The 14,400-nt window shown below is 65.7% G+C and carries 12 protein-coding genes, 2 pseudogenes and 1 riboswitch; of the genes and pseudogenes, 7 read left to right on the top strand and 7 right to left on the bottom strand.

Translation table 11 applies throughout. From position 1 onward, the window contains the following. Positions 1-239: 239 nt before the first annotated feature. Both ACZY0R_RS15995 and ACZY0R_RS15990 read right to left on the bottom strand, forming a co-directional pair. Positions 240-482: pseudogene (locus tag ACZY0R_RS15995) on the bottom strand (alpha-hydroxy-acid oxidizing protein); the annotation flags it as partial. Continuing rightward, complete coding sequence (locus tag ACZY0R_RS15990) at positions 482-1,081, bottom strand: amino acid ABC transporter ATP-binding protein (protein ID WP_488859303.1); 600 nt, start codon at positions 1,079-1,081, stop codon at positions 482-484. The pseudogene ACZY0R_RS15995 and the gene ACZY0R_RS15990, both read right to left, overlap by 1 nt. Before the next feature lie 434 nt (positions 1,082-1,515). Further along, positions 1,516-1,642: riboswitch (glycine riboswitch) on the top strand. A gap of 48 nt (positions 1,643-1,690) precedes the next feature. On the opposite strand from ACZY0R_RS15990, the gene ACZY0R_RS15985 reads away from it, so the two are divergent. The 5 genes and pseudogenes from ACZY0R_RS15985 to ACZY0R_RS15965 all read left to right on the top strand — a co-directional run. Beyond that, a complete protein-coding gene (locus tag ACZY0R_RS15985; protein ID WP_488859302.1) occupies positions 1,691-3,013 on the top strand; it encodes a D-amino acid dehydrogenase in 1,323 nt (440 codons plus the stop codon). Positions 3,014-3,110: 97 nt separating this feature from the next. Continuing rightward, positions 3,111-4,034 (top strand): LysR substrate-binding domain-containing protein, encoded by a 924-nt coding sequence (locus ACZY0R_RS15980; protein ID WP_488859301.1) that lies wholly within the window; start codon positions 3,111-3,113, stop codon positions 4,032-4,034. Between the two features lie 265 nt (positions 4,035-4,299). Continuing rightward, entirely contained in the window at positions 4,300-5,607 is a 1,308-nt protein-coding gene (locus tag ACZY0R_RS15975; protein WP_488859300.1) for an MFS transporter, read from the top strand. 62 nt (positions 5,608-5,669) lie between these two features. Beyond that, complete coding sequence (locus ACZY0R_RS15970; protein ID WP_488859299.1) at positions 5,670-6,854, top strand: M20 aminoacylase family protein; 1,185 nt, start codon at positions 5,670-5,672, stop codon at positions 6,852-6,854. 261 nt (positions 6,855-7,115) lie between these two features. Beyond that, positions 7,116-8,289, top strand: a pseudogene (locus tag ACZY0R_RS15965) (IS3 family transposase); the annotation flags it as partial. 150 nt (positions 8,290-8,439) lie between these two features. Here the strand turns inward: ACZY0R_RS15965 and ACZY0R_RS15960 are convergent. Beyond that, positions 8,440-8,883 (bottom strand): hypothetical protein, encoded by a 444-nt coding sequence (locus tag ACZY0R_RS15960; RefSeq protein ID WP_488859298.1) that lies wholly within the window; start codon positions 8,881-8,883, stop codon positions 8,440-8,442. A 359-nt stretch (positions 8,884-9,242) separates the two neighbouring features. Beyond that, the gene (locus ACZY0R_RS15955; RefSeq protein ID WP_488859297.1) at positions 9,243-10,880 is read right to left on the bottom strand and encodes an acyl-CoA synthetase; all 1,638 of its coding nucleotides are present in this window, start codon (positions 10,878-10,880) and stop codon (positions 9,243-9,245) included. Positions 10,881-11,039: 159 nt separating this feature from the next. Here ACZY0R_RS15955 and ACZY0R_RS15950 point away from each other — a divergent pair, with 159 nt between their 5' ends. Further along, positions 11,040-11,804, top strand: coding sequence for a Crp/Fnr family transcriptional regulator (locus ACZY0R_RS15950; protein ID WP_488859296.1), 765 nt, complete (start codon positions 11,040-11,042; stop codon positions 11,802-11,804). 133 nt (positions 11,805-11,937) lie between these two features. Continuing rightward, the gene (locus ACZY0R_RS15945) at positions 11,938-12,585 is read left to right on the top strand and encodes an AraC family transcriptional regulator (RefSeq protein ID WP_488859295.1); all 648 of its coding nucleotides are present in this window, start codon (positions 11,938-11,940) and stop codon (positions 12,583-12,585) included. Positions 12,586-12,601: 16 nt separating this feature from the next. Here ACZY0R_RS15945 and ACZY0R_RS15940 read toward each other — a convergent pair whose 3' ends face one another. The 3 genes from ACZY0R_RS15940 to dmpG all read right to left on the bottom strand — a co-directional run bounded on the left by ACZY0R_RS15940 (position 12,602) and on the right by dmpG (position 14,392). Continuing rightward, positions 12,602-13,105, bottom strand: coding sequence for a hypothetical protein (locus ACZY0R_RS15940; RefSeq protein WP_488859294.1), 504 nt, complete (start codon positions 13,103-13,105; stop codon positions 12,602-12,604). A gap of 12 nt (positions 13,106-13,117) precedes the next feature. Then, a complete protein-coding gene (locus ACZY0R_RS15935; RefSeq protein WP_488859293.1) occupies positions 13,118-13,261 on the bottom strand; it encodes a hypothetical protein in 144 nt (47 codons plus the stop codon). Between the two features lie 66 nt (positions 13,262-13,327). Beyond that, positions 13,328-14,392 (bottom strand): 4-hydroxy-2-oxovalerate aldolase, encoded by a 1,065-nt coding sequence (dmpG, locus tag ACZY0R_RS15930; RefSeq protein WP_488859292.1) that lies wholly within the window; start codon positions 14,390-14,392, stop codon positions 13,328-13,330. Between the last annotated feature and the right edge of the window lie 8 nt (positions 14,393-14,400).

Here is a 14,400-nt window from a genome sequence, read left to right as displayed (position 1 = left end):
ACGCGTCGCTAGCCGGCGCTCGCAGTGGGAGAAGGACTCGCTGGACTGTCTCGGCCGGCATCAAGGCCCTGCGCCACGAAGCGGCAAGCCTGCGCGCAACTGCTCAGGCAAGGATGACCCTTGCCGGCACTTGTGTTGGGCTCTGCGACCCTAGCGACTTGCTGCAGCGGGCCGCGATTCTCGACAGGGGCGCTGACGTTCTGGCGCTGACCGACTGGACCTGAGTCAGTTCGCTTTCTTTATCGTCGCCCGGGCAGTAAGCGATGGTGGTAAGGCGACTCCGTCGCGTCCAGTTGGGAAAGGGAATTGATGCCAAGCATTGCCATGTCCCGCGAGACTTCCGCCTTCAGCAACTCAATGGCGTGGGTGACGCCGGCCTCACCGGCAATGGCGGCTGCGTATGCGAATGGCCGGCCGACGAATACGAACTTGGCACCGAGGGCAATGGCCTTCAGAATATCCGTTCCGCGGCGGATGCCAGTTAGTGCGAACGGCGGTCGGAAAGGAACGCTTTCGCTCTGGGATGTTGCGGCGACGAGAAGAATGCTGACGGAGCCGCCTCTTCGAGAATGGCACCCCGGTCCATGAACCAGACGCGGTCTGCGACTTCTCGGGCGAAGTTCATCTCGTGGGTGACACAGACCATTGTCATGCCGTCCTTAGCCAAGCCTTTCATGACGTTCAGCACCTCTCCCGCCATCTCCGGGTCCGGCGCACTCGTAGGCTCATCAAACAGCATGACGGGTGGGTCCATCGCCAACGCGCGTGCGATGGCGACCCGCTGTTGCTGCCCACTGGAGAGCTGCTGAGGATACGCTTCAGCCTTGTGGCCAAGACCGACGCGTTCGAGCAGCGCGAGCGCCTTTTGCTTCGGCTCACTCTTGCTCTTCGACGCGACCTTTGTCGGTGCGAGACAGATGTTCTCGCTCACGGACAAATGCGGGAAGAGATTGAACTGCTGAAAAACAAAGCCAACGTGGCTGCGGAATTTATTGATGTTCAGTGATGGCGCGTGAATATCTTGCCCATCGAGTGTGATACTGCCCTTCTGGATTTCTTCCAGGCGATTCAGCTTTCGCAAAGCTCAAGCAATTCCTGGCCTTTTCTTGTCGCGCAATGAAGCCGAAAGGTCCACGTCGGGTTGGAGCGTGACCTGCGGATACGCTCCTTTTAGTTTCCTTACGAGGCTGGGGAACCATGTCAGTGCGATTAGCTCCGTGAGTCCGATATGACGCACTCGCGCAACTTGCCGGGCGGATGCCCGGATTTCCTCCAGCGGTACGGCGCGCGGCTACTTCAAACGTTTAAGAATCGGCGACTCCAGAAGGAGATGCTACAAAACGCTGCTACATCGGCGGGCGGGCCCGACGCCCGCTACCTATACTGCCCTTGCAGTCTCCCCGCCACGCGTGCTATGGTGCGGCTTCCAGGAGAACGAGGCGCCCCCCGTCATATCAGGTTGGGCGTTTCTACCGAAGGCGTACCCCTGAAACGCTCAGGTGCAGAAGACTGGAAACCGATAAAACTGGAGAGCGCCGGACCGGACCACCAAGCGTGGCGCGGCATGCGGCCGCCGAAGGGGCAAGCCGGCACCCGTGGTGGGTGCGGCGAATCTCTCAGGCAAAAGGACAGTGGGGGCAGACAGGCCAGATGGCCTGTCTGCCCCTTTTTGCTGTCCGGAGCCTGAAGAATGAAAGTCATCGTGATGGGAGCCGGCGTGATCGGCGTCGCTTCTGCGTGGTACCTGGCCAAGGCCGGGCATGAGGTGGTGGTGCTGGAGCGCAATGCGGGCGCCGCCCGGGAAACCAGTTTTGGCAACGGCGGCCAGATCTCGGTCAGCCATGCCGAGCCATGGGCCAACCCGGCCGCGCCGCTGAAGATGCTGCGCTGGCTGGGCCGGGAGGATGCGCCCCTGCTGTTCCGCCTGCGCGCCGACCCGGCGCAATGGTCATGGGGCCTGAAGTTCCTGCGCGAGTGCACGGCTAAGCGCTCCACCCACAATATGATCCAGTTGCTGAACCTGGGCACGTACAGCCGCGCCAGCCTGCAGGCCCTGCGCGAGGAAACCGGCATCGAGTATGACCACCTGACGCGCGGCATCCTGCATTTCTACACCAGCCAGAAGGAGTTCGACGCGGCCATCGAGCCGGCGCGCATCATGCGCGAACTGGGCTGCGAGCGCCGCGTGATCGGGCCCGACGAAGTCGTACGCCTGGAACCGGCGCTGGCCAATATCGCGCCGCGCCTGGCTGGCGCCACCTATACCAGCGAGGACGAATCCGGCGACGTGCACCGCTTCACCACCGAGCTGGCGGCCAAGTGCGAGGCGCTTGGCGTGCGCTTCCGCTACGGCGTACGGGTGCAGCGCCTGCATGCCGATGGCGGCAGGATGCGCGGCGTGGAGATCGCCGATGAAACCGGCGGCTACCAGATCGAAAGCGCCGATGCCTATGTGCTTGCGCTGGGCAGCTTCAGCCCGATGCTGGCGCGCCCGCTGGGGGTGAAGCTGGATATCTATCCCGCCAAGGGCTACTCGGTGACGCTGCCGGTGCTCGACCCCGCGCGCGCGCCCAGCGTGAGCCTGACCGACGACGAGTACAAGCTGGTGTTCTCGCGCTTTGGCGACCGCCTGCGCGTGGCGGGCACCGCCGAACTCAATGGCTATGCGATGGACCTGAACCCGGTGCGCTGCGATGCCATCGTCAAACGCACGCTGGACGTGTTCCCGGGCATGAGCCGTCCTGAACTCGCTCGCTTCTGGACTGGCCTGCGCCCCGCCACGCCGGGCAACGTGCCGTATATCGGTGCCAGCGGGATCGACGGCCTCTACCTCAACACCGGCCACGGCACGCTGGGCTGGACGCACGGCTGCGGCTCGGGCCGCGCCATTGCCGACATCATCAGCGGTTATGTGCCGGAAGTGGACTTTGCCTTCAGCGGCGAGCTGCCGGTGCACAAGGGCCCACGGGCGCTTTCCGTGGCGGCAAGTCCGGCCGGCGTAACGGCCCACTGAGCGCGAACTGCGGCGCTCGTTACTGCGCCCTGCGCCCGGCCACCTGCGCCGGGCGCTTTGCCGTTACCATGTGCGTCCACGACCCCGCAGGCTCCCCATGAAGCTTAACCAGTTGCGTGCCCTGGCCGCCATCGCTGACACCGGCAGCATCCAGGAAGCCTCGCGCATCCTTCACCTGACGCAGCCCGCGCTGAGCAAGGCCATCAAGGAACTGGAGAGCAGCGTCGGCGCCACCTTGTTCGTGCGTTCGAGCAGGGGCGTGCGCCTCACCCCCCATGGCCAGCGGATGGTCACGCATGCCCGGCTGATCAGCGAGAACGTGCGGCGCGCGCGCGAGGACCTGGAAGACATGATGGGCAGCGTGGTCAGCGAGATCACGGTTGGCGTGACGCCGGTCACGGCGGTGATGCGGCCGATGGCGGCCTGCCTGAGCACCTTCCGGCGCGAGTTTCCCAACGCCCGCCTGCGCGTGCAGGAGATGCGACCGACGCAGTTGCTGGAGCACCTGCGCGAGGGCACCATGGACTTTGCGGTGACATCCCAATTGCTGCCGGCAGACCGCGGACTGGATTGCACCCAGGCCTGCCGCCTGCCGACCATCATTGCCGCGCGGCGCGGGCATCCGCTGCGCGCGGCCCGCTCGGTGCGCTTGCTGCAGCAGGCCGACTGGCTGGTGCTGGACCCGCTCTCCGACACCAGTTCGCCCTTTCATCAATTGTTCGCGGGCAATGGCCTGGCGCCCCCCGCGCGGGTGATCGAGTGCACCTCCATGGGACTGGCACTGGAACTGTGCTGGAAGGCGGATACCCTGATCCTGCTTTCCAGCGAATCGCGCGGCAGCAAGTTCGTCACGGACAATATGGACTTCATCGAGGTGGAAGAGCCGGTGCCCGAGCGCACCATCTCCCTGGTCACGCGCGACCGGCACGTGCTGACCTGGGCCGCGGCTCGCCTGCACGATGCCATGCTGGAAGCGCTTTCCGGTGACTCCCCGGCGCTGGGCGGCGCGGCCGCCCCCTGAACTGGCCTGCGCCTGCGCCGTTGCATGGACGCGCGTAAGCTGCCCCCCCGCCGGCTTGCGCGGCACCCCTCCCCCCTTTGAGCATCGCCCGCCATTCCCGATGGCTGGCGCCCATGCCCGCCTATTCCCGCCTATTCCAGATTCTCATACCCATGAAAAAAAGCGAAGTGCTTATCCGGCGCCTCGCTCTTACCATGCCAGCACACCACTAGAGACGGCGCCGCGCCGCAACCGTCCCGAGCCAATCCCACCCGAGGAGGAAAGCATGACACACGCGCCTACCGCGCTATCCAGCCCCGCCGGCACGGCATCCGCCGCCGCCCCCACCGCGGCCCGCCCGCATTCGCACTGCGCCATCGTCGCCGCCGCGATCGGCAACGGGCTGGAGATCTACGACTTCACCGTCTACAGCTTCTTCGCCGCCACCATCGGGAAGTTGTTCTTTCCGTCGAGCAGCCCGCTGGCTTCGCTGTTGCTGTCCTTTGCCACGTTTGGCGCCGGCTTCGTGATGCGTCCGCTCGGCGCGGTGCTGATCGGTAGCCTGGCCGACCGGCGCGGGCGCAAGACCGCGCTCACGCTCACCATTGCGCTGATGACCGCGGGCACGGCGCTGATCGCGTTCACGCCGACCCACGCCAGCATCGGCGTGACAGCGACCGTGCTGGTCGTGCTCGGCCGCTTGCTGCAAGGCTTGTCGGCGGGCGGCGAGGTCGGCGCGGCATCCGCGTTGCTGCTGGAGTCGGCAAGCAAGCGCAACCGCTGCTTCCTGGTTAGCTGGCAGGCCGCCACCCAAGGCGGCGCCGCGCTGCTGGGCGCGCTGACAGGTGCTGCGGTATCGGCCCTGCTCAGCCCGGAAGCCATGCATGACTGGGGCTGGCGCCTGCCGTTCCTGCTAGGTCTGCTGATCGCGCCCGTGGGCATGTATATCCGCCGCAATCTGCAGGAAACGCATGAGGGCGGGCAACACGGCGGCATCGGCGCGGTGTTCCGCGAGCATGGCCGCACGCTGCTGCTGGGCATGCTGCTGATGACCGGCTCTACTTCGTCGATGTACATCATGGTGTTCTACATGCCCACCTACCTGGTGAACACGCTGCACATGCCGCCCGTCACCGCGTTCCTGGCGGCCTGCATGGCCGGCCTCGCCATGCTGGTGGTAGCGCCCTTGTCCGGCCTGCTGGCCGACCGGCTGCCGCGCCGCAAGCCCCTGCTGTTTGCCGGCGGGCTGGCATCGCTGGCGCTGGTGTACCCCAACTTCATGCTGCTCTCGTCGGGGCCGGGCCTGCCGCTCACCATGGCGCTGATCGGCGGCGCCGTGGCGCTGATGTCGGTCAGCAGCGGCGCCGGCGCCGCGCTGATGATGGAGGCGCTGCCGCGCCACCATCGCGCCACCGGCATGTCGGTGATGTACAGCCTTGGCGTGACCGTGTTCGGCGGCTTCGCCCCGCTGATCGTCACCTGGCTGATCGCCGCCACCGGCAGCAACATGGCGCCGGCCTGGTACCTGTTTGCCTCTGCCTGCATCAGCCTGAGCGCGCTGGCCATGTTCCCCAGCCACCCGGGCCGCGACTGACGCGCGCCAGGATCGTCTTCCCCTCTTTCCCTATTCCACAGCACATCCAGGATCGTACTGTCATGACCCAGACCCCAGGCAATGTCCCGTCCGCCCTGAACGAATCCGCGGCGCGCTTCGCCGAACTGCGGCACCGCATCCACGCGCATCCCGAGCTTGGCGCCGACGTGCCGCGCACCGCCGGGATGGCCGCCACCCTGCTGCGCGAGTGGGGCTACGACGTGCACACCGTCGGCGGCCATGGGCTGGTGGCGCAATTGAAGGTGGGCAACGGCACGCGCAGCATCGGCATCCGTGCCGACATGGACGCGCTGCCGCTGCAGGAGCGCACCGGCCTGCCCTATGCCAGCCAGGTGGCCGGCCGCATGCACGCCTGCGGCCACGACGGCCATACCGCCACGCTGCTGGCGGCCGCCGAAGACCTGGCCGCCACGCGCAACTTCGACGGCACGCTCAACCTGATCTTCCAGCCGGACGAGGAAGGCATGACCGGCGCGCTCGCCATGATGAACGACGGCCTGTTCGAGCGTTTCCCCTGCGATGCGATCTACGCCTTCCACAATGCGCCGGGCCTGCCGGTGGGCATGGCGGTGGTGCAGAGCGGCCCGATGGGCGGCTCGTCGGACCGCGCCACGATCACCTTCCGCGGCAAAGGCGGCCATGGCGCCATGCCCCACCGCGCCGCCGATCCCACGCTGGCGCTGGCGGCTACCGTGGTTGCGCTGCAGGGCATCGTGGCGCGCAACGTGGCGCCGGTCGATGCCGGCGTGATCAGCGTGGGCCAGATGGAAGCCGGCAGCACCTACAACATCATCCCGGAGACCGCGACGCTGAAGCTGAGCGTGCGCGCCACCGTGCCGGAGGTACGCGACCTGCTGGAAAACCGCATCCGCGAGGTGGTGACGCACCAGGCCGCCTCCTGTGGCGTGGCGGTGGACATCACCTATGAGCGCCTCGCGCCCGCGATCTGCAATACCGTGGAAGCCACCGCCATCGCGCGGCAGGCCGTGGCCAGCGTGCTTGGCAGCGACAAGGTCATCCAGGTGCCGCCGTCGATGCAGATGGGCAGCGAGGATTTCGCATGGATGCTGGAGAAGATGCCGGGCTGCTACTTCGCGCTGGGCAATGGCACCGGCGAGTGGGTGGGCTGCTCGATCCACAACGACGGCTACGACTTCAACGACCAGTTGATTCCGCTTGGCGCGGCGTGTTGGGTCGCGCTGGCGGAGGGGTATCTGCGGGCTTGAGGCTGCGACATGGCCGTTTGCTCCTCTCTTTCACCAAGACCTTATCTGAGGCCATTTACAGAGCATCGGGGAAATCTGCCTACAGGTGGCTACGTCGACCCAGGCAACACTGGCGAAATCGTGAGAGAGAACGACATCATTGCGCTGCGGCTTATCGGTATGCAAGACGACTCTGCACCAGGGGACACTAAAGTGGACCCATGATTTGAGGCAGTGATCAGGCGGTAGTTTAAGCTGTCGTCCTTGACGGGGTGATGGCGAATGAGTGAAGGCAAGAAACGCAAGGTGCACACGGCGGAATTCAAGGCCAAGGTTGGTCTGGAGGCGGTGCGCGGGGTGAAGACGATCAGCGAGATTGCGCAGACATACGGCGTGCATCCGGTGTTGGTTGGGCAGTGGAAGAAAGAAATTCTTGAGCGGGCCGGCGCCCTGTTCGAAGCCAGGCGCGGCCCGAAGCCGGCCGAGGACAAGAGCGGCGAGGATCGCCTGTACGGCGAGATCGGGCGGCTGAAGATGGAGGTGGACTGGCTCAAAAAAAAGTTGGGGGAATGAGCCGGGAAGCCCGGATGGGATGGATCGATGGCGCGGAGGAATTGCCCTTGAGCCGGCAGTGCGACCTGGCGGAAGTGTCGCGCGCAACGGTGTATCGGCGGCTGGGGAAGAGCGCGACGAGGATCTGCGGCTGTGCCGGCTGATCGACGAGGAATATACGAACCGGCCGTTCTACGGCAGCCGGCGCATGGTGGTGTTCCTGCGCGGCCAGGGCTGCGTGGTGAACCGCAAGCGTGTGCAGCGCCTGATGCGCGAGATGGGGTTGGCGGGCATGGCGCCAGGGCCGGCGACGAGCGCCAAGCATCCGAAGCACAAGGTCTACCCCTACCTGCTGCGCGGCGTGGCGGTGACGCGGCCGAACCACGTGTGGTCGACCGATGTGACCTACATCCGGCTGGCGCGCGGCTTTGCCTACCTGGTGGCGATTATCGATTGGTACAGCCGGAAGGTGCTGTCCTGGCGCCTGAGCAACAGCATGGACGCGTCGTTCTGCGTGGACTGCCTGGAGGATGCGCTGCGCGAGTATGGAAGGCCGCAGATGTTCAACAGCGACCAGGGCTCCCAGTTCACGAGCCACGTCTTCACGGGCGTGCTCAAGCGCGAGGGCATCGCCATCAGCATGGACGGTCGCGGCCGGGCGCTGGACAACATCTTCGTCGAACGGCTGTGGCGCAACGTGAAGCACGAGGATGTGTACCTGAAGGGGTACGCCAACATGGCGGAGCTGATGATCGGGCTGGCGCAGTACTTCTCGTTTTACAACGAGGAACGACCGCACCAGTCGCTGGGCTACAAAACGCCGGATGCCGTCTATGCCAGCGGCGAGGGCGGTGGGGCAATGATTGTCGATAAGTTCGGCGGTGCGCGGGGAGAATCCCCTGCTCCGCTACGCTGCGCAGGGGATTCTCCCCGCGCACAACCAGGGCAGCGCTGTTCCGCTGCATGTGAAGAAATGGATGCAGCTTAAGTTCGGTTGAAAGCTGTCTTGACTGAGGGGTCCACTTTACACGCCCCAGTACGCCCGGAAACCAACTCACCGGCTCTCTTTGTCGCAACATGCGTGTGGGCATCGCGGATTTACAGCTATCGTAACAGTGTTTAGGAACGTGGCGGCATCCGCTGGTGAGACGTGGCGGTTGTCGATGTCGCGAATCTCTGGCTGGTGGATGTCGGCCCGGTTGACATCCATATGCTCCAGCAGATCGGCGAGCCAACGCGCACGCGCTTCGGCAAGCTTGCTTGAGATTCCGGCGCTCTCGTTCTGCCACAGCGACATGAATACCTCGAAGCCCGCAGGAAATGCTTGCCGTGTATCACTGCGCCACGCGGCCAGCCGAGCAATTTCGGGGGCAGAGAGCTTCGCAGCGCCACGCTCGAAGATGGGTTCGTGCGTCAAGAATGCAGGGCGGCAAGCATATGCAGGCAACACACAGAGTAAGACGAATGCGACGAGCAGCTTTTGCATCACGGTTTCCATGCTGGCTGCCTGTAGCTCCAATTTGGGATGTTCGTCACGTAATATGCGATGCTGTCTGCATTGACGATGCAAAACTGATTGCGCGCTTTGGCCCGAAGCCTTGACAGGAGAATGTTGTACCACTTGTCTTCAGAGTTCATCGCCTCGGGAAAGTGGGAAACCTCATGAATGAGTACTGTTAGCTGTGCGGGCTCGGCTATGAAGTCGCTAGCGGGTGATCCAGAGGAACGTGACCCGCCACGGACTTGCAGGTACGTGTTCCCCTCGCCCGCTTGCGTGAGAGCAACCGGACGAGAGGAAGTGACAGCCGTCATCATCGCAGACGGCTCTGGCGCACCCGGCGGCTTCGGCCGAGGCACTTACACGTCAATCGCCGTATCCGACTTCACCTTGCGGCGCAGTTCGAACTTCTGGATCTTGCCCGTCGAGGTCTTGGGCAGCGGCCCGAAGTACACCGCCTTGGGCACCTTGAAGCCGGCCAGCAAGGTGCGGCAATGCGCGATCAGGTCCTCCGCGGTGGCGCTGGCGCCGTCCTTGAGTTCGACAAAGGCACAGGGCGTCTCGCCCCATTTCGCGTCCGGCTGGGCCACCACCGCCACCGCCAGCACGGCGGGATGGCGGTAGAGCGCGTCTTCCACCTCCACGCTGGAGATGTTTTCGCCGCCGGAGATGATGATGTCCTTGCTGCGGTCCTTGATCTTGACGTAGCCGTCCGGCGTGCACACGCCCAGGTCGCCGGTATGGAACCAGCCGCCGGCGAAGGCCTCGCGGGTGGCCTTTTCGTTCTTCAGGTAGCCCTTCATGCAGATATTGCCGCGGAACATGATCTCGCCGATCTCCTCGCCGTCGGCGGCCACGGGCTGCATCGAATCCGGATCCAGCACCGCCACCTCGGTCTGCAGGTGGTAGCGTACGCCCTGCCGTGCCTTCTTGGTGGCGCGCTCCTCCTGGGACAAGCCAGCCCAGTCGTCCTGCTCGGCGCACACCGCGGCCGGGCCGTAGGTCTCGGTCAGGCCATAGACATGGGTCAGCTCGAAGCCCATTTCCTCCATCTGCGCCAGCACCGCCGCCGGCGGCGGCGCGCCCGCCACCATGCCGCGCACCGGGCCGCGCAGCCCTTCGCGCCAGGCCGGCGGCGCGTTGACCAGCGCGGTATGCACGATGGGCGCGGCGCAGTAGTGGGTCACGCCTTCGTCGCGCATCAGGTCGAATACCAGCTTGGGCTCGAACTTGCGCAGGCACACATTGACCCCGGCGCGCGCCGCGATGGTCCACGGGAAGCACCAGCCGTTGCAGTGGAACATAGGCAGCGTCCAGAGGTACACCGCGTGCTTGGGCAGGTCCCACTCAAGGATGTTGGAGATGGCGTTGATGGCCGCGCCACGATGGTGGTAGACCACGCCCTTGGGGTCCCCGGTGGTGCCCGAGGTGTAGTTGAGCGCGATCGCATCCCACTCGTCGGCGGGCATCTGCCAGGCGAATGCGGGATCGCCGGAGGCCAGCAGGCTTTCGTAGTCGGTCTCGCCGAAGGGCTGCGCGTCCTGCGGACCCAGTGCGTCCACCACGGCAACTACCTTCAGCCCCGGGATCTCGTTGGCGATCTGCCGCGCCAGGTCGGCAAACTCGGTGTCGGCCAGCAGCACCCTGGCCTCGCCATGGCGCAACATGAAGATCAGGTTGGCGGCATCCAGCCGGATATTCAGCGCATTGAGCACCGCCCCGGCCATCGGCACGCCGAAATGCGCCTCCACCATGGCGGGCGTGTTGGGCAGCAAGGCCGCAACGGTATCGCCCTTGCCCACGCCCAGGTTCGCCAGCGCGCTGGCCAGGCGCCGCGCGCGCGCGTAGGTCTCGCGCCAGTTCTGGCGCACCGGGCCGTGCACGATGGCCAGGCGGTCGCCATAGACTTCGGCGGCGCGCGCCAGGTAGTCGATCGGTGTCAGGGGAACGTGGTTGGCCGGGTTCTTGCCCAGGCCGGTATCGAAATCGCTTGGCATTACTGTAGTCTCCGCATGCGCCGGCGGGGCCGGTTCCTTTCCACAGGATGAACCACGCGCTGCCGGTCGCTGTTACTTTTCGCCGTGCAAGGCTATCATCGCACACGACGAAGCTCTGTCGTCCGGATGACAATGCCCGCGCCGGGCCAAGCCGAAATCATGTCCAGCCTGCCAGCAGCCACGCCCGAAGCGCTTACCTCTCCCCCTGCAGCCGCCACACAGCCGCCAGCATCCCCGCAGTGCACCGGCCATGCCGCCCTGCTCTCGGAACATGAATGGTTCGCCGCGCTCGCGCCCGGCCATCAGGCACTGGCGGCGCGGCAACTGGTCGTGCGGGACTTTGCCGCGGGTGCCTTCGTGGCGCATCGCGGCGAGCCTTCGCGCTACTGGATCGGCGTGGAGCGTGGCCTGATCAAGCTCGCGGTCTACACGCCGGACGGGCGCGGCTGCACCTTCTCGGGCGTGCCGGCGGGCGGCTGGTGCGGAGAAGGCAGCGTGATCAAGCGCGAAGCGCGGAGATATGATGTGATCGCCATCCGCGACTCGCGCGTGGCGCTGGTGCCAGACACCGTATTCCACACCTTACTGGCCGAGAGCCTGCCTTTCGCCAGCTTCGTGGTGCGCCAGCTCAACGAACGCATGGGCCAGTTCATCGCCACCGTGCAGAACGAGCGCCTGCTGAGCGTCGATGCGCGCGTGGCGCAAGCGGTGGCCCAGTTGTTCCATCCCGCGCTGTATCCGCGTACCAGCGAGGTGCTGGAACTGTCCCAGGAGGAGATCGGCCTGCTGACCGGGCTTTCCCGCCAGCGGGTCAACCAGGCGCTGCGGCGGCTGGCGTCGGAGGGCATGGTGGACCTGTCCTACCAGAGCATCCGGGTGACGGATCTTGAGCGCTTGCGTCACTTTGGATTGTCCGAACTGTAGCCAATGTGGCCAGCGCGGCCGATGAAACCTTCCTTCGCCATCCCGGAAGCCACTGGCCTTGCGAACCCGTACAATGCGAGTTCCGCTTCGCGCCCCGCGCGTCGCCTGCCAGCCGGACCCTCCTGAATTTCGCATGGCCCTCGTCAGCAGAACCGATCTGCGCCTGTCCCGCTTGCGCTTTCCCTTCGCGGTGCGCGTCGACGCCCTGCGTGGCAGCGCGCGCCTGCGCGACGCCAACGCGCGGCGCGAGGTGTGGCCGGGGAATCCGTTCGTGGTCCCTGCCTTTTCATATTTCGATTGCGATTTGCTGCCGGCGCCCGGGCGCAGCGCGGTGATCGCGCTGCGCCCGGTGCCGGACGACGCCTGTCCGCGCATGACGCTGGCCGCCACGCCGGGCTGCACATACCCCATGCAGAAATACTGGTCGCGCGCCCTCGCCGGCGAGATGTTCGAACAGCCCAGGCTGGCCTGGAATGCGGCGCTGGTGGCCGAGCGCTGGCAGGCCACGCCGCGCCTGGTACGCGCACGCCTGTTCGCGGAAGGCGAATCGCTGCGCACCCTGCTGCGCGAGCAGCGGGTAGCGCATACGATCTACCTGCTTGCGATGGACAAGGACGCCCCCCCCGAGTGGCTGGCCAGGCAAGTGGGACTGGCGGGCGTCGCTGCGTTAAGGGCAGCCTGCGCCAACACGCTAGGCCCCTCTGCCCTGAGCTTGCTGGCGGACAGAAGCAGCCAGGCTGCCCCTGCCGGACTCCGTCCGGCATTCACGCTGGCGGCCTGAAGCACCGCCTCCGGCTTCACTTCATTGCGGCCTTCATGGCGCTTGTAAAAAACCTGCGGCGTTTGTAAAAAGCACTGGCTTGCCTGCGGTCCATAGTGCCCGGCATGTGCGGGGCCGTGAACATCGCGCCCTTGCCCGACTGGTGGCGGTAAGGAAAAGCAAGGCCCGGGAGACGCGCAAACCCTTGCCAGCCGGTCTGTTGCGGGGCGCACGCGATCTCGGGTGACCGGCAGGTGGCATGGATACCCGCAGCGTGGCACGCGCCTTGCACCCTTCCATTAACGCGGCATTCCGCCGCGCCATGGAGAGCACGATGGGACAGCAACAGCAACCCGGCCAAGGCCAGCAAGACCAAAGCAAGCAACAGCAGCAATCCGGTCAACAAGGCGGCCAGTCCGGCAGCCAGGACCAGAAGGCCGGCCAGCAGCAACAGCAGGACCGTGGTCAGGGCCAGCAAGGCGGCCAGCACGACAAGAAGGCTGGGCAGCAAAACCAGCAAGGCCAGAAAAGCGGCCAGCAAGGCCAGCGTTAATTACTTGCCGGCATAACGAATTGGCTCGCGGCGGCAATCAAGGCCGCCGCTCAGCCCCGCCTCCGCGTTCTTGCGCGGAGGCGGCTTTTTGTTTGAGTTGGTTTGAGGAATGGCAGCAGGCTGGCGGGCGACGCCATTGATCATGCCGACGCCTTACCCCGGCGGCGGCGGCTTGCCTTGCTGCCGCAAGCCGCCGCCGGATGGACCTTGTCAGGCGGTTTCCCGGGCAACGGCCCTCGCACCTTTTGCCTCGCTGGCCTTGCGCGCCTCCAGCAAATCCAGCGCCACATCGACGATCATGTCTTCCTGCCCGCCCACCATGCGCCGGCGCCCCAGTTCGACCAGCACGTCGACCGTCTTCAGGCCATATTTGCTCGCCGCGGCCTCGCTGTGGCGCAGGAAACTGGAATACACCCCGGCATAGCCCAGCGCCAGCGTTTCGCGGTCGACCCGCACCGGCCTGTCCTGCAGCGGACGCACGATGTCGTCGGCAGCATCCATCAGCTTGTAGAGGTCGCAGCCGTGGTTCCATCCCATGCGCTCCGCCGCCGCGATAAAGACTTCCAGCGGCGCATTGCCGGCGCCGGCCCCCATGCCGGCAAGGCTGGCGTCGACGCGGTCGCAGCCCTCCTCCACCGCCACGATGCTGTTGGCCACGCCCAGGCTCAGGTTGTGGTGGGCGTGCATGCCGGTCTGGGTTTCCGGCTTCAGCACGTCCTTGAAGGCGCGGAAGCGGTCGCGGACATCGTTCATGGTCAGCGCGCCGCCCGAGTCCACCACGTAGCAGCAGGTGGCGCCGTAGCTCTCCATCAGCTTTGCCTGCGCGGCGAGGTGCTGGGGCGTGGTCATGTGGCTCATCATCAGGAAGCCGACCGCCTCCATGCCCAGGTGGCGGGCGTACTCGATATGCTGCCGCGAGACGTCCGCCTCGGTGCAATGCGTGGCCACGCGGACGATACGCGCGCCGGCACCATAGGCGGCCTTGAGATCATGGACGGTGCCGATCCCGGGCAGCAGTAAGGTGGCGACCTTGGCATGGCTGACCACGCTGGCCACAGCTTCGATCCATTCCAGGTCCGTATGGGCGCCGAAGCCATAGTTGAAGCTGGACCCCTGCAGGCCATCGCCATGCGCCACTTCGATGGAGTCGACCCTGGCCTCATCGAGGGCCCTGGCGATCCGGACGGCTTGTTCGATGCTGTACTGGTGACGGACGGCGTGGCTGCCGTCGCGCAGCGTCACGTCGGAGATATAGAGTTTCTTCTGGTCTTGCATGACAGTCT

It is taken from the genome of Cupriavidus sp. F041 (genome assembly GCF_057814235.1).
Note: the sequence above shows the minus strand (reverse complement) of the source record. Positions and strands in the feature narration are given on the sequence as shown.

Excerpts from the sequence above, each read along its gene's own strand:
- ACZY0R_RS15980 (WP_488859301.1), top strand. The coding sequence starts at position 3,111 with ATGAAGCTTAACCAGTTGCGTGCCCTGGCCGCCATCGCTGACACCGGC.
- ACZY0R_RS15955 (WP_488859297.1), bottom strand. The coding sequence starts at position 10,880 with ATGCCAAGCGATTTCGATACCGGCCTGGGCAAGAACCCGGCCAACCAC.
- ACZY0R_RS15960 (WP_488859298.1), bottom strand. The coding sequence starts at position 8,883 with ATGGAAACCGTGATGCAAAAGCTGCTCGTCGCATTCGTCTTACTCTGT.
- ACZY0R_RS15945 (WP_488859295.1), top strand. The coding sequence starts at position 11,938 with ATGGCCCTCGTCAGCAGAACCGATCTGCGCCTGTCCCGCTTGCGCTTT.
- ACZY0R_RS15975 (WP_488859300.1), top strand. The coding sequence starts at position 4,300 with ATGACACACGCGCCTACCGCGCTATCCAGCCCCGCCGGCACGGCATCC.
- ACZY0R_RS15985 (WP_488859302.1), top strand. The coding sequence starts at position 1,691 with ATGAAAGTCATCGTGATGGGAGCCGGCGTGATCGGCGTCGCTTCTGCG.
- ACZY0R_RS15970 (WP_488859299.1), top strand. The coding sequence starts at position 5,670 with ATGACCCAGACCCCAGGCAATGTCCCGTCCGCCCTGAACGAATCCGCG.
- dmpG (WP_488859292.1), bottom strand. The coding sequence starts at position 14,392 with ATGCAAGACCAGAAGAAACTCTATATCTCCGACGTGACGCTGCGCGAC.
- ACZY0R_RS15950 (WP_488859296.1), top strand. The coding sequence starts at position 11,040 with ATGTCCAGCCTGCCAGCAGCCACGCCCGAAGCGCTTACCTCTCCCCCT.
- ACZY0R_RS15935 (WP_488859293.1), bottom strand. The coding sequence starts at position 13,261 with ATGATCAATGGCGTCGCCCGCCAGCCTGCTGCCATTCCTCAAACCAAC.